We start from the raw sequence: 13,975 nt of genomic DNA, 5'->3' as shown, positions 1-13,975 counted from the left end.
GCGTCGCTCGTCTACTTCTTCCTGGCCGCCGTTCTCGGGATCTGGATGGGCGGGACGGATACAGCGGGGCGGGTGAAGTTCGCCCACGTCCACTTCAACCTGCTCGGCTTCATGTCGATGATGATCTACGGGGTGGGGTACTTCATCCTGCCGCGGTTCAACGGGCGGACGCTGCGCTGGCCTTCCTGGGTGCCCGCGCACTTCTACGCGGCGAACCTCGGGCTGATCGGGATGGTGGCCACGGCCCCCGAGCGGCCGTCCATGGGGTTCGTGCTCTTCGCGGCCCTGTCGGTGATCTCCGCGGGGATGTTCGCCGTCAACCTCGGGGCGACGATGCTGATCGAGCCGAAGACGGAAGAGGAAAAGGAGGAACCGGCGGAGGAATCCTCCTCCGCACCGGAAGCCGTTCCCGTCTCTGCCGCTTCCGGCGCTACGAACGACAAGGCCGGGACCGCGCCTCCGGCGCCGCCGAAGATCGACCCGGACATGCGGGTGGGCGAGATCCTCGCCCGGTGGCCGGACACGGTGGAGGTTTTCGTCGGGCACGGATTTTCCTCCCTCGGGAACCCGGAGCACCGGGAGCAGGTGAAGCAGCTCCCGATCACCCTGCGGATGGCGTGCGAACGGCACAACGTGGAGCTCGAATACATGGTCGCGGAGTTGAACGCCGCCGTCTCCCCCGCCCCGGCGAAGGCGGCGCCGGCCGCCGCGAAGCCCGCGGCGGCCAAGAAGACGAAACCGGGGGCGCTCGCCCGCGGCGAGACGATCGGGACCGACCACATCCTGGGAGAGATCCTGTCCGCGTACCCGGAGACCGAAAAGGTGTTCCGGAAATATTACGGCGACGGGTGCTTTTCCTGCCCCGGGCAGGCGACCGAGTCGGTCAAGCAGAGCGCGATGATGCATAATGTGAGCGAGAAGCAGCTCCTCGCGGAGCTCAACCAGGCGGCGGAAGGGGGAACGCGATGACGCTGGTCGACCGGATGCAGGAGCTGCTGGAGGCGGAGCGGGCGGGAGTGAAGTGCCTCGACGCGATGGCGGACCGCGCCGGGGACATGGGGAAGAAGGAGCTGTTCACCCTCTTCCGCAACGACGAGGGAAAATTCTGCGCCGGGCTGTTCGGGCTGATCCAGGCGCGGGGCGCCGCCCCCACGAAGAACGTCGGAGCGTTCGCGGACAAGGTGATCGCCCTGCCGACCGAGCCCGAGCAGGTCGCGCTCCTGATCAAGGGGCAGGCGTGGGTCGTCCGGAAGATCGACGAGATCCCGCCCGCGGAGATGAGCGCCGCGGAGAAGGCCTTTTTCGCGGACATGCGGGAAGTGCACGTGGTGAACATCGAGAAGTGCAAGAATCTCGTACAATGATGGACGGATCGGGACGTCGAGGGGAAGGCGGTAACGGAAGCGGGGGCCGGGGGCGTCACGATCCGGGTACTGATGGGCGACAACGTCGGCGCCCCGAACTTCACGACGCGCCACTTCGAGGTGGCGCCGGGAGGGCACACCCCGTTCCACGCCCACTCCTGGGAGCACGAGGTGTTCGTTCTCTCCGGGAAAGGGAAGGTGAGGCGGAAGGGCGGGGAGACGGAAGTCGGCCCGGGTAGCTACGTATTCGTGCCGCCCGACGAGGAGCACGCCTTCGTCAACGCGGGGGCCGAGACGTTCTCGTTCCTGTGCGCCATCCCGGCCGCGAAAGTGTGCCTGCGGTAGACCGCGGCAACGGAGGGTTCCTCCGCCTCCTCTCCGTGGCGGCCGCGGTGGTCCTCCTTCCGCTTCTGGGCGCGGCGGCGGCCGGCAGGCCGCTCGGGACGTACCTGCGCTTTCCCCCGGCGATGTCGTCCCCGGCGCCCCACCCTCCGTTCTCCCTTCCGGTGTTCATCGGTCTTACGCTGTTCGTCCTCGGGGCGACGGCTCCCATCCTTCACCGCCTACTCACCTTCCGCATTCCGGGAAGCGCCACGGAAATCCCCCGCCCGTTCCCGTGGTGGGGGTGGGCGGGATGGATCGCGGGGGCCGCGTCCTGGCTCCTCGCCTGGAGCCGGTTCCCGTGGATGGGGGGGCTCCAGGCGCACACGTTCACGCCCCTCTGGCTCTGCTACATCGCCGTCGTCAACGCCCACGCGCACCGGAGGACCGGGACGTGCCTGCTCCTCTCCCGGACCCGCCGGTTCCTTCTCCTGTTCCCGGCCAGCGCCGCGTTCTGGTGGAGCTTCGAATATCTCAACCGGTTCATCGGGAACTGGTATTACGTCGGCACCGCGGAGTTCGGCGCGATGGAATATTTCCTGTTCGCCACCCTCCCTTTCTCCACGGTCCTCCCGGCGGTCCTGTCGACCCGGGAACTGCTGCTTTCGTATCCCCGGATCGAAGGCGCGTTCCGACACTGGCGTCCCATCCGTCCGGCATACCCCCGCGCGGCCGCCGGAGCCGCCCTCCTCCTCTCGTGCTCCGGACTCGCCGCCGTCGGGATCGTCCCCGATGACGCGTTCCCGCTGGCCTGGGTCGCCCCCCCCCTGCTCTTCATCTCGCTCGCCGCGCTCCGGGGGGAGGCGCACGCTCTCGCCGGGATCGCCGTCGGCGACTGGCGCCCGGTCGTCGCGTCGTCGCTGGCGTCGCTTGCGTGCGGACTCTTCTGGGAGATGTGGAACTTCGGGAGCCAGGCGAAATGGGCATACGCCATCCCGTACGTCGACGCCCTGCACGGTTTCGAGTTGCCGGTCCTCGGGTACGCGGGGTACCTGCCGTTCGGGGTGCTTTGCGCGGAAGTGGGGGACCGGATCCTCGCCGGGAGGACGGCTTAAGGAATAATGTTCTTTTCCGCGCATCGACTGCGATAAAATCGAATCTATAGGACAGGATCGGCGACCATCCCCGCATCACCGTGAAGAGGACCGATGGAACGAAGGCGCAATAGAGCCGCGCTCGTCCTTCCGATCGTTTTCCTCGCGCTTCTTTTTTCCGGGGGTTTCCCCCTCGCCGGGTCTGCCGTCGCGGAAGCAGTCCCCCAGCCGATCGCCTTCAGCCACAAGGTCCACGTCACCGGCTACAATCTGAATTGCCGGTTCTGCCACTCCTCCACGAACAAGTCGCAATACGCGAACATCCCGTCCGTGGAGAAATGCATGATGTGCCACCGGACGATCGCGGCCGACAAGCCCGAGGTGAAGAAGATCGCGCAGTACTGGAAGGAGGGGAAGCCGATCCCCTGGAACAAGGTGATCGACCTCCCCAACCACGTGTATTTTCCGCACAAGAACATGGTGAACGCGGGGATCGCTTGCCTCGCCTGCCACCCGGGGATGGACCAGGCGGGGACGGCGGAACAGAAGCTCGAGTTCGGCATGGGGATGTGCATGGAGTGCCACCGGAAGAGGAAGGTCACCATCGACTGCTGGAAGTGCCACTACTGATCGCGGGGAGCGGATGCTCGATCGACGGCAGTTCCTGAAAATCGGCGGGGCGACGGCTTTCGCGACCCTCTTCGGGGGATGCGAGAAGGTCCAGCGGAAGCTCGTCCCGTTCGTCATCCCGCCCGAGAACCACGTCCTCGGGGAGGCGCTCTGGTACGCCTCCGTGTGCGGCCAGTGCCCCGCGGGGTGCGGGATCGTCGTTCGCGTCTCGGAAGGGCGGGCGAAGAAGATCGAGGGAAACCCGCTCCACCCGGTCAACCGCGGGAAGCTGTGCGCCCGCGGGCAGGCGGCGCTGCAGGCGCTCTACCACCCGGAGCGGCTGGGGACGCCGATGAAGCTATCGGGGGCGCGCGGCTCCGGATCGTACAAGCCGGTCTCGTGGGAAGAGGCGCTCTCCCTGCTGCTGACGCAGCTTGCGAAAGTGAAGGCGGAGGCGCCGGCGTCGCTCCTGATGCTCTCGGAGCCGCTGCGGGGACACGCGGGACTCATCGCCGGCCGGTTCATGAAGGCGTTCGGGTCGCCGCACCGCGTCGCCTGGAGCCCCTTCGGCGCGGACGCGATGCTGTCGGCCCACGAGGCGGTCTACGGCGTGCGCGACCTGCCGGAGCACGACCTGGCCAACGCCCGGTACCTGCTCTCCTTCTCCGGCGATTTCCTGGAGACGGGAATTTCCCCCGTGCACTACGCCGAAGCGTACGGGCGGATGCGCGGCGCCCGGGAGACGATCCGCGGGAAATTCGTCCACTTCGGGCCGCGCCTGTCGATGACCGCCGCTTCCGCGGACCTGTTCCTTCCTTGCGCCCCGGGCACGGAGGGGTACGTGGCGCTCGGGATCGCCCACGTGATGGTCCGGGACCGGCTCACACCGCAGGCGGCGGCCGCCGTACGCCTCCAGGCGGAGCTGTCGGCGTTTTCGCCGGAGGCCGTGGAAAAAACCAGCGGGGTGCACGCCCACGACATCGTCGTCGCCGTTCGCGAAGTACGGAGCGGAAGGCGCCCTCCTCGCACCCCCGGCGGAAAGCGGATTCGCGGCGGTGCACGGGGCGGTCGAAAGGATGCGCGCCGGAAGTTTCCGGATGGCGGTCCTCTCGGGGGCGACCAACCCGGCGTTCACGTTGCCGCAGTCCCTGAAATTCGGCGATGCGCTGTCGAAGGTGCCTTTCGTTGTCGCGTTCGCCTCCTTCCTCGACGAAACGTCGTCCCTGGCGGACCTCGTTCTTCCCGTTCCCACCGCGCTCGAGTCGTGGGGGGACGACATCGCCCCGGTCGGACACACCGGGGCGGTCACCCTTTCCCAACCGGTGGTGGAGCCGTTCCGGGACACCCGGTCGATGCCGGACGTGCTGATCGCCGCCGCGAAGGAGATGGGCGGCGAGCCGGCGAAGGCGCTGCCGTGGGGTTCGTTCCGGGAGTGCCTCGACAAGGCGTACGGCGGACCCGGAGGAGCGATGGAGAAATCGCTGCAGCGGGGAGGGATCTTCGGCGATGCCGGCGGATCCCGTCCCGCGTCGAATGCGGGTTCCCCGTCGATCCCCGGGGCGTCGGAGCCGGCGTTCGACGGCGACCCGAAGGCGTTCCCCCTCTCGCTCCACCTCTACCCTTCCGTCGCCCTCTACGACGGCCGGGGAGCGAACCTCCCGTGGCTGCAGGAGATGCCCGACCCGATCTCGACCGCCGTATGGCGCAACTGGGTGGAGCTCCACCCGAAGACGGCGGAGGGGCTCGGGGTCGGCGAAGGCGACGGCGTTACGGTGGCGTCCCCATCGGGAAAGATCGCGGCCCACGTGGTGATCCACCCGGGGATCGCCCCGGGCGTCGCCGCGATGCCGCTGGGACAGGGGCACACCCGGTACGGAAAATTCGCGAACGGGCGGGGGGAGAACCCGATCTCCCTCCTTCCCGCCGCGCGGGACGTCTCCTCCGGGGTCTACCCGCTGCAGGCGACGCGGGTTTCCCTGGCGAAAACGAAGCTTTCCACCACCCTCGCGCGCTCGGGGCACCCCGAGGGGCAGTGGAAAGTGAAGAACATGATGTAATCTCGGCGAGTTTCGTGATTTCGAAGAATGTCCCGATTCTGGGGGAGTTCTGTGAACGTCCCGGTTCTGGGGTGGTGAAGAGATGAAACATACCTGGGCGATGGCGGTCGACCTGGACCGGTGCACCGGCTGCGGGGCGTGCGTGGTCGCCTGCAGCGTGGAGAACAACATCCCCGTGATCGGCGAGGAGGAAGCTGGGAAGAACCGGCTCATGCACTGGATCCGGGTGAACCGGTACTGGGAGGGGGAGTTCCCGGAGGCCCAGGCGGTCTACCTGCCGGTGCCGTGCATGCAGTGCGAACGCGCCCCGTGCGAGCTGGTCTGTCCCGTGTACGCCACGTACCACAACGAGGACGGGCTGAACGCGATGGTCTACAACCGGTGCATCGGCACCCGGTACTGCGCGAACAACTGCCCCTACTCCGTGCGCGTGTTCAACTGGTACGACTACAAGTGGGAGAAGCCGCTCGACGAGCAGCTCTCCCCCGACCTGACCGTCCGGTCGCGCGGCGTGATGGAGAAGTGCACCTTCTGCATCCAGCGGATCCGGCGCGCCAAGGAGACGGCGGCCGAGGAGGGCCGCGACGTCCGCGACGGCGAGGTCGTCCCGGCGTGCGTCCAGACGTGCCCTCCCGGCGCGCTCCTCTTCGGCGACCTGGCCGATCCCCACAGCGAAATCACGCGGAAGCTGAAGGACCCGCGGAGGTTCCGCCTCATGGAGCACCTCGGAACCGAACCGCGGGTGGTCTACCTGAAGCGCCAGAAAGGGGCGGGGCGATGAGCGGCTCTCCGGGCGCGGCGGGCGGCGATCACCTGGCCCGCGCGCGGGAGGCGGATCTGTTCACGCGGCTGTCGCGCGGGAACCTCGTCACCACGTGGCGGTGGTACCTCGGGGTGGGCGCCGCCGGAGCGGTCCTCCTGTGGGGCGTGGTGATCTTCCTCTACATGGCCCTGAAGGGAATGGGCGTCACCGGGTACAACAAGCCCGTGTTCTGGGGGCTGTACGAGGCGAGCCTCGTGTTCTGGATCGGCCTTTCCCACTCCGGCACGCTCATTTCGGCCATCCTTCGGCTGACCCACGCCACCTGGCGGGCTCCCGTGCTGCGCGGGGCGGAGGCGATGACCGCCTTCACCCTGATGGTGGGCGGCATCATCCCCATCCTCCACCTCGGGCGGAACTGGCGGGTCTACTACGCGCTCCCGTACCCGAGCACCCGGGAACTGTGGCCGAACATGCGGTCTCCGCTGATGTGGGACGCGATGGCGATCACCACGTACCTCCTGGGGAGCCTCACCTTCCTCTACGTCGGGATGATCCCCGACCTGGCGCTCCTGCGGGACAAGTCCGCCGGGTGGCGCCGGAAGTTCTACTCCGCGCTGTCGCTGGGCTTCCGCGGGACGCACGCCCAGTGGCGGCGGTACCACGTCGCCTCGACGCTCTTCGCCATCCTCATCATTCCGATCGCCGTGTCGGTCCACTCCATCGTGAGCTGGGACTTCGCCATGGCGAAGACCCCCGGGTGGCACAGCACGATCTTCGCCCCCTACTTCGTCGTGGGCGCCATCTTCTCGGGGATCGCCGGCGTCGTCATCGTGATGGCCATCCTGCGGAAGGCGTTCCGGCTGGAGGACGTCCTCACGCCGCTTCACTTCGACAACCTGGGCAAGCTGCTTTGCACCATGACGCTGCTGTGGGGCTACTTCTACTTCACCGAGTTCCTCACCGTCTGGTACAACCGGAACCCCGAGGAGTGGGAGGTGTTCGCCTCGTACGGAGGCCATTACCTGCCGCTGTTCCTGACGATGGTGATCTGCAATTTCGCCATCCCGTTCCCGATGCTGTGTCTTCGGCGGGTCCGCCGCTCGGTCTCCCTGATCCTCGTTCCCGCGTGCAGCATCGTGATCGGGATGTACGCCGAGCGCCTCCTGATCGTCGTCCCGTCGCTGGCCCGGCGGAACGACCCGTTCGTCTGGGCGAACTACTTCCCCACCTGGGTCGAGTTCTCCGTGATGGCGGGCGCGGCGGCGATGTTCGCGCTGCTCTACATGCTCTTCGCGAAATTCTTCCCCATCATGGCGATCAGCGACATCAAGGAACGCCTCTTCCACACCACCGACCGCGCCATCGGCGGCGCGACGGTGGAGACGATCGCGCAGGTCGAGGGGGAAGGGGAGGCCCGCGGATGAGCACGATCGTCGTAGGATTGTTCGAGGGCGTGGAGAGCGCTGCAAAAGGGAGCCGGGCGCTCGCCGGGCTATCCCTGCCGGCGGGGAGCGTCACCACCCTCTCCGCGGTCCCCCTGCCGGACGGCGCGGTGACGACCGACCCCGAGCCGGTGCGGTTCCCGCGGATCGTCCTCGCGGGCTGGTTCGCGGGCGCGGCGGCGGGGCTGGGGCTTTGCCTCGCCACCTACCTGCTCTACCCGCTGGTCACCGGCGGCAAGACGATCGTCTCCGTCCCCCCGACGCTCATCGTCACGTACGAGGTGGCGATGCTGGGAGCCCTGCTGGCGACGCTTTTCGGGGGCGGCCGGGAGATGCGGCTGCTGCGGTTCCCGCCGAAGGTGGTCCACGACCCGCGGATCCACGACGGCAGGATCGCCCTCTGCGCCCGGGTCGAGGGGGAGGACCAGGCCCGACGCGCGATCGAGGCGATGCGGGGAGCCGGCGGAACCGACGTTCGCGCCGAGGAGGGGGAGCTGTGAGAAGGACGGCAATCGCCCGGATCCTCGCGATCGCGGCCGTCCTCGCCGCCGCCATGGGGTCCTTCGCGGGGTGCGAGAAACTCGACCGGAACATGTACGACAACCCGGCGTACCGTCCGCAGGAGGAGCCGGTGCGGCTTCCGCCGGCGGGATCCGTCCCCACGAAAGGGCTGGAGCACACCCCGAAGCCGGGGACCCCGGAGGCCGCTGCGCTCCAAAATCCCGACAAGGTCACCGACTTTTCGCTGGTCACGGGGAAGGAGCTATACGGCATCTACTGCGCCCCGTGCCACGGGGAGTCGGGCAAGGGGGACGGCCCGGTGGCGAAAAAGTTCGTGCCGACCCCCGCCGACATATCGGCATCCGGACACGGAGCGCACCACCCCGACGGCGACCTGTTCGCCGTGATCACCCACGGACGGGGCGGCATGCCCCCCTTCCGCTCCGACCTCACCGTCAAGGAACGCTGGCTCGTCGTCGCATACCTCCGCACGCTGCGGTAGGTGCGCTGACGCTTCGTTCCTCGCGGGGGGCTTCCTCTCGGGGACGTTCGCGACCTTCGCCCGCTCACTGCGGATTCCGCTCGACGCAAGCTCTGCCTCGCTCCATACGCCCCCTGCGAGGAACCCCCCGCTACGTCACTCCGCGCCAGCGCATACCGGTGCAACGTCTCGACCAATTTGGCAACCGGGACAGTTCATCGGATATCATAGGAGCATGTGCCGCATGGTGGGGTTCGCATCCGCGGAGGCGCGGGACGTTTCGCCGTACCTCGACGCCCTCGCCCGGTTCTGCGCGTCGGGGAACCTCGTCGCCCGGTGGAAGAAGCGCGACGGCGGGAACCACCCGGACGGCTGGGGGATCGCCTGGCGCGACGGGAACGAGATCCGCGTGGTGCGCAGCGGGAAGCCGGCCGCCTCCGACCCGCTCCTCGCGCAGCAGCGCGTCCGCACCGACCGGTTCATCGGCCACGTCCGGTTCGCGTCGAACCCGGACACGGTGCACGCGGGCAACTCCCACCCGTTCCTCGCCTCGGGGGTGGCCCTGGCCCACAACGGCACGTTCTACGGGAAAGTGGGGGCGGAGGGGGACGCGCGGAAAGTCAGCGACACGCTGGTCTTTCTCGAACGACTCGCCGAACGGTGGAAGGACCGCACGTTCGAAGCGCTCGCGGATGCCCTCCGGGGGATGCTTTCCGACCGGGAACTCGTCGGGGAGTACTCGGCGGCGAACCTCCTGATCGCGACCGCGGACCGGCTCTTCGCCTTCCGCCGGTTCCGCAGGGACCCGGACTATTACACCCTGCACCTGCGGGAGGACGCCTTCGCCGCCACGGCGGCCAGCCAGCCGCTGGACGCGGGCGACGGATGGCGGCTCCTCGCGGACGGGGAGCTGGTCGAGCTCCGCCCGGGAGGGTCTCGCTCCGTTTCGCTGGACTAGTGGAACCGGGGGGGCTTGGAATGCTTCGCGATGTCCTCGGCCACCTCGCCCACGGTCTGCTTCATCAACCGGTCGGTGGCCTTCTTCGCGGATTCGCCGCCGGATTGCATCTTGGAGACCCAGTTCCCTCCCTTGAGGACGAACCCTCCCCCGCCTCCGACCAGCCGCTTCACCGGCTTGCCGCAGTGGGGGCACTTTTTCAACGGCGGATCGGCCATCCGCTGATCCTTCTCGAACTCCCCGCAGTCGGGGCACTCGTATTCGTACGTGGGCACGTCGCCTCCCCCGGAACCTTTCGTACGTGCGATTATCTCATACTGGAGGCCGATTCGTTTATCGGGGGACCCGTTTGAGCCTGTTTCTCGCCACCTTCCTGCTGATCTACGGGTCGGCGCACGCGTACGTCTTCCTGAAGGCGAAGGCGGCCTTCTCCCTGGGGTGGGGATCGTCGCTGGCCGTCCTCCCGGTGATCGCCGCCTTCCTGTGCGCGCCGATCGCCGCCCACTTCCTCGTCCGGAGCGGCCACGAGGACGCCGCGCGGGCCGTCTCGTACGCGGGCTACCTGTGGATGGGATTCCTCTTCTTCCTATTCTGGACCACCCTTGCGTCGGACCTCCTGCGCCTCGCGCTCCTGCTCCCCGCCCGGATCGGTATCGCAGAAAACGCCCCCCGGGCGCTCGCGGGCCGGGCCGCCTTCCTCTGCGCCGCGGCGCTCTCCCTGGGCCTGGCGGCGTACTCGGCCGTCGAGGCGTCCCGCCTCCGGGTGGTGCGCGTCCGCGTCGAAACCTCCAAGCTGCCGCCGTCGGTCCCCCGCCTGCGGATCGCCCAGATCACCGACCTCCACCTGGGGCTCATCCACCGGACGAGGAAGGCGAGGGACGTCGCGGAGGTCGTCTCCCGCGAGCGCCCGGACCTCTTCGTTTCGACCGGCGACTTCGTCGACGGCCAGCTCGACGGGGTGGACGGGCTGTCGGACATCTTCCGCGGGATCGCCGCCCCCAGGGGCAAGTACGCCGTTCTCGGGAACCACGAATATTACGCCGGCGTCGACCGCTCGATCGACTTCACCCGGCGATCGGGCTTCACCCTCCTGCGGGACGATGCGGCGGTCGTCGACAACGCCTTCCGCGTCGCGGGGGTGGACGATCCCGCGCGCACGAGATTCGGCCGTTCCGGCGCGCCGTCCGAAGCCGACGTCCTTCGCGGCCTCCCGGACGGCCGGTTCACGGTGCTCCTCAAGCACCGGCCGGCGATCGACCCGTCCGCCGCCGGAAAGTTCGACTTGCAGCTTTCCGGCCACACCCACCACGGGCAGATCTTCCCGTTCCGCCTCTTCACCGCCCTGGTCTACCCGCTGCTGGGCGGCGACCACCCGGTGCCCGGCGGCGGCACGCTTCACGTCAGCCGCGGGACCGGGACCTGGGGGCCGCCGATGCGGTTCCTCGCCCCCCCGGAGGTCACGATCGTCGACGTGGTGCGCGTCCCCGCGAGGGAGCACCCGGCGCTCCCCGGCCGCTGACAGAACCCGCTCCCGGTACCGGACCGCGTCGGGTATAATGCGAAATCATCCACAACGTTTGCTTCGGCCTTCCGCCGCGCGAAACCGTTTCCATCGGGGTCGTCGATGAGCCAGGACAGCCTGAATCCGCAAGCCTCCGCGAAAGCGTTGCGCGAAAGCGAGGCGCGGATGCGGGCGATGCTGTCCGCCCTGCCGGACATGATCTTCCGGGTCGACCGGGAGGGGACCTTCCTCGATTTCCACGCCCCTTCCCCGAGGGTCCTCGCGGTGCCCCCGGAACGGTTCCTCGGGAAGAACCTCGCCGAGGTGATGCCGGAGGAGGTCGCGCGGGAGAGCCTGCGGCTCATCGCGGAGACGCTCCGGGGCGGGAAGGTGAGCCCGCTGCAGGAGTACAGCCTGACCATAGCCGGGGAGAAGCTCGACTTCGAGGCCCGGTTCGCCCGGTGCGCCCGGAACGAGGTGCTCGCCATCGTCCGGGACATCACGGACCGGAAACGGAGCGAGGAGTCGGCGCGGCGCAACGAGGAGCGGATCCGCGAGTCGTACAAGTTCGAGGCGCTGGGGCGGCTCGCCGGCGGGCTGGCGCACCACCTGAACAACATGATGACCGTCGTCACCGGGTACAGCGACCTGCTGCTGTCCCGCGTGGAGAACGGAGACCCCCGCCGCGGCGACATCGAGAAGATCCGCGACGCGGGGGAACGGGCCGCGGGGCTGACCCGGGAGCTGCTCGCGTTCGGACGGAGGCAGGTGCTCCGCCCCCGGATCCTGGACGTCCACCGGTTCCTCGCGCAGCTCTCGGACACGATCCGGGACCTGGCGGGCCCCTCCATCCGATTCGCCCTCACATCCGGGGAGGATTCGGGAAAGGTCAACGCGGACCCGGACCGGCTCCGGGCGGCGCTGCTTCAGCTCGTGTCGAACGCGCGGGACGCGATGCCCGGAGGGGGCGATCTGCGGCTGTCCGCCCGGATCGTCGACCCTTCGCAAGGCGATGTCGGGATCGACGCGGCCCCGGGGCGGCACGTCTCGCTCGTCGTCGAGGACAACGGGTCCGGCATGGACGCGAAGACCCGCGAAAAGATCTTCGAGCCGTTCTTCACCACCCGGATGGAGCGGGAAGGGATGGGGCTCCCGTCCGTCCTGGGCTTCGTCCAGCAGAGCGGCGGGCACATATCGGTGGAGAGCCGGCCCGGACGCGGCACGACGATCCGGATCGGACTCCCCTGCGCGGAGCGCGAGGAGCCGGCGGGCGCGATCCCCGCCGCGAAACCGGGCCGGCGGCGCGCGGCGATCCTCGTGGTGACCGACGAGGCGATGGTCCGTTCCTTACTGGTAGAGGTCCTCGAACGGGGAGGATTCGAGGTTCTCGTGGCCGGAACGTTCAAGGAGATCTCCGCGGTGCTCGCGGCCCGCAAAGGCGGGATCGACCTGCTGATCGCGGACGCCGACATGTCCGGGATGAGATCCCCGGAGATCGTGCGCCGGATTTCCGCGCGCCGGCCGGGAATCCGGGTCCTGCACCTGTCGGCCTACCCGGAGAAGGAGCATTCCGGTAAACGGGTCTCCCGTCCGGGCACCGCGCTTCTCCGGAAGCCGTTCCACACCCGCGACCTGCTCGCCCGGGTGGAGCTGCTGCTCGGAAGAACTCCGGCGCCCCCGTGAGGCGCCCCGGCCGCACCCTTGCCCCCTCGGCGCGATCCGCGGGGGTCCAGCTTCCCGTCATACCGCTGGTGGCGGGGTGGATCGCGGAGACGCCCGGAACGATCCCGCTCGGGCAGGGGGTGGTCCACTACGGACCGCCGCGATCGGCCCTGGACGCGATCCCCGAATTCCTCGGCTCCTTCCCCCACCACCGGTACGTCCCCGACGCCGGGCTCCCCGAGCTTCGGTCGGCGCTTGAGGAAAAGCTTCGGGCGGAGAACGGGATCGACGCCCCGTTCGAGCGGAGGATCTACGTAACCGCCGGGGCGAACCAGGCGTTCCTGAACGCGGTCCTGGCCGTCTGCGACCCGGGCGACGAGGTCATCCTCCCGTCCCCCTTCTACTTCAACCACGACATGGCGGTGACGCTGGCTTCCGCGGTTCCGGTCCACGTCCCCGCCGACGACCGGCTCCAGCCGGACCTGGCGGCCATCGAGGCGGCCGTGACGAAGCGGACCCGCGCGGTCGTGACCGTTTCGCCGAACAACCCCACCGGGGCGGTCTACCCGGAAGAGACGCTTGCGGCGATCCACCGGATGTGCGGGGAGCGCGGGATCTACCACGTGAGCGACGAGGCGTACGAATATTTCACCTACGACGGCGCGCGCCACTTCTCCCCCGGCTCGCTGGGCGGGGAGCACTCGATCTCCGTCTTCAGCTTTTCGAAGGCGTACGGCATGGCGAGCTGGCGGCTGGGGTACCTGGTGGCGCCGGAACATCTGCACGACGACCTGATGAAGATCCAGGACACGGTGGTCGTGTGCGCGCCGGCGATCTCCCAGTTCGTCGGACTGCGCGCCCTGCGGGAGGGGCGGGGGTACTGCGCGTCGCACATGCCGTCGCTTGCGAAGGTGCGCGGGGAAGCGCTCTCCCGGCTGTCGGAGGTCTCCGACCTGCTGACGGTCCCCCCGGCCCTGGGCGCCTTCTACCTCTTCGCCAGGGTCGACACCGCGATGGCGGCCACGGAGCTTTCGGAGCGGCTGGTGCGGGAACACCGCGTGGCGGTCATCCCCGGGGAGACGTTCGGGATCGCCAAGGGGTGCTGGATCCGGATCGCCTACGGGAGCCTGCGGGAGGAAACCGTCGTCCGGGGGATCGACCGTCTCGTGGACGGCATCCGGGCGATCGTCGGCCGCTGAAGAACCGGAGGCTCACGCCGGGC

15 protein-coding genes and 2 pseudogenes are annotated in these 13,975 nt (G+C 68.7%); 16 read left to right on the top strand and 1 reads right to left on the bottom strand.

All coding sequences use genetic code 11. From position 1 onward, the window contains the following. The 13 genes and pseudogenes from HZB86_02250 to HZB86_02190 all read left to right on the top strand — a co-directional run. Window positions 1–969: DUF1858 domain-containing protein (locus tag HZB86_02250; protein ID MBI5904363.1), on the top strand; the 969-nt coding region annotated here is incomplete at its 5' end. Then, the gene (locus HZB86_02245; protein MBI5904362.1) at window positions 966–1,364 is read left to right on the top strand and encodes a hypothetical protein; all 399 of its coding nucleotides are present in this window, start codon (window positions 966–968) and stop codon (window positions 1,362–1,364) included. The genes HZB86_02250 and HZB86_02245, both read left to right, overlap by 4 nt. A gap of 72 nt (window positions 1,365–1,436) precedes the next feature. Further along, entirely contained in the window at window positions 1,437–1,709 is a 273-nt protein-coding gene (locus tag HZB86_02240) for a cupin domain-containing protein (GenBank protein ID MBI5904361.1), read from the top strand. After that, window positions 1,697–2,800, top strand: coding sequence for a hypothetical protein (locus HZB86_02235; protein ID MBI5904360.1), 1,104 nt, complete (start codon window positions 1,697–1,699; stop codon window positions 2,798–2,800). Before HZB86_02240 ends, HZB86_02235 begins: the two co-directional genes overlap by 13 nt. Window positions 2,801–2,893: 93 nt before the next feature. After that, a complete protein-coding gene (locus HZB86_02230) occupies window positions 2,894–3,409 on the top strand; it encodes a cytochrome c3 family protein (GenBank protein ID MBI5904359.1) in 516 nt (171 codons plus the stop codon). Window positions 3,410–3,422: 13 nt separating this feature from the next. Continuing rightward, window positions 3,423–3,719: pseudogene (locus HZB86_02225) on the top strand (twin-arginine translocation signal domain-containing protein). A gap of 21 nt (window positions 3,720–3,740) precedes the next feature. Beyond that, window positions 3,741–4,274, top strand: a pseudogene (locus HZB86_02220) (molybdopterin-dependent oxidoreductase). Window positions 4,275–4,464: 190 nt separating this feature from the next. Then, window positions 4,465–5,445 carry a hypothetical protein gene (locus tag HZB86_02215; GenBank protein ID MBI5904358.1) on the top strand — a complete coding sequence of 327 codons (981 nt, stop codon included), beginning with the start codon at window positions 4,465–4,467 and terminating at the stop codon, window positions 5,443–5,445. Window positions 5,446–5,527: 82 nt separating this feature from the next. Further along, on the top strand, window positions 5,528–6,226 hold the full coding sequence (locus tag HZB86_02210) for a 4Fe-4S dicluster domain-containing protein (GenBank protein MBI5904357.1): 699 nt from the start codon (window positions 5,528–5,530) through the stop codon (window positions 6,224–6,226). After that, window positions 6,223–7,632: a polysulfide reductase NrfD gene (gene nrfD / locus HZB86_02205; protein MBI5904356.1), complete on the top strand. Its 1,410-nt coding sequence runs from the start codon at window positions 6,223–6,225 to the stop codon at window positions 7,630–7,632. The genes HZB86_02210 and nrfD overlap by 4 nt, the downstream gene beginning before the upstream one ends. Continuing rightward, the gene (locus HZB86_02200; protein ID MBI5904355.1) at window positions 7,629–8,150 is read left to right on the top strand and encodes a DUF3341 domain-containing protein; all 522 of its coding nucleotides are present in this window, start codon (window positions 7,629–7,631) and stop codon (window positions 8,148–8,150) included. Before nrfD ends, HZB86_02200 begins: the two co-directional genes overlap by 4 nt. Continuing rightward, window positions 8,147–8,653, top strand: a complete 507-nt coding sequence (locus HZB86_02195) for a cytochrome c (GenBank protein ID MBI5904354.1) — start codon at window positions 8,147–8,149, stop codon at window positions 8,651–8,653. The genes HZB86_02200 and HZB86_02195 overlap by 4 nt, the downstream gene beginning before the upstream one ends. Window positions 8,654–8,876: 223 nt before the next feature. Then, a complete protein-coding gene (locus tag HZB86_02190) occupies window positions 8,877–9,590 on the top strand; it encodes a class II glutamine amidotransferase (protein MBI5904353.1) in 714 nt (237 codons plus the stop codon). On the opposite strand, the gene HZB86_02185 is transcribed toward HZB86_02190, so the two are convergent. Further along, on the bottom strand, window positions 9,587–9,865 hold the full coding sequence (locus tag HZB86_02185) for a zinc ribbon domain-containing protein (GenBank protein ID MBI5904352.1): 279 nt from the start codon (window positions 9,863–9,865) through the stop codon (window positions 9,587–9,589). The genes HZB86_02190 and HZB86_02185 overlap by 4 nt on opposite strands. Before the next feature lie 74 nt (window positions 9,866–9,939). Between HZB86_02185 and HZB86_02180 the strand changes: the two genes are divergently transcribed. From HZB86_02180 to HZB86_02170, 3 genes are all read left to right on the top strand, one after another. Continuing rightward, window positions 9,940–11,109, top strand: coding sequence for a metallophosphoesterase (locus HZB86_02180; GenBank protein MBI5904351.1), 1,170 nt, complete (start codon window positions 9,940–9,942; stop codon window positions 11,107–11,109). A gap of 105 nt (window positions 11,110–11,214) precedes the next feature. Then, window positions 11,215–12,774 (top strand): response regulator, encoded by a 1,560-nt coding sequence (locus tag HZB86_02175; protein MBI5904350.1) that lies wholly within the window; start codon window positions 11,215–11,217, stop codon window positions 12,772–12,774. Next, window positions 12,771–13,952 (top strand): pyridoxal phosphate-dependent aminotransferase, encoded by a 1,182-nt coding sequence (locus tag HZB86_02170; protein ID MBI5904349.1) that lies wholly within the window; start codon window positions 12,771–12,773, stop codon window positions 13,950–13,952. Before HZB86_02175 ends, HZB86_02170 begins: the two co-directional genes overlap by 4 nt. The last annotated feature ends 23 nt before the right edge of the window (window positions 13,953–13,975 follow it).

The organism is Deltaproteobacteria bacterium (assembly GCA_016234845.1).
Classification (GTDB): domain Bacteria; phylum Desulfobacterota; class Deferrimicrobia; order Deferrimicrobiales; family Deferrimicrobiaceae; genus JACRNP01.
This window is presented reverse-complemented; position numbering and strand designations above follow the sequence as displayed.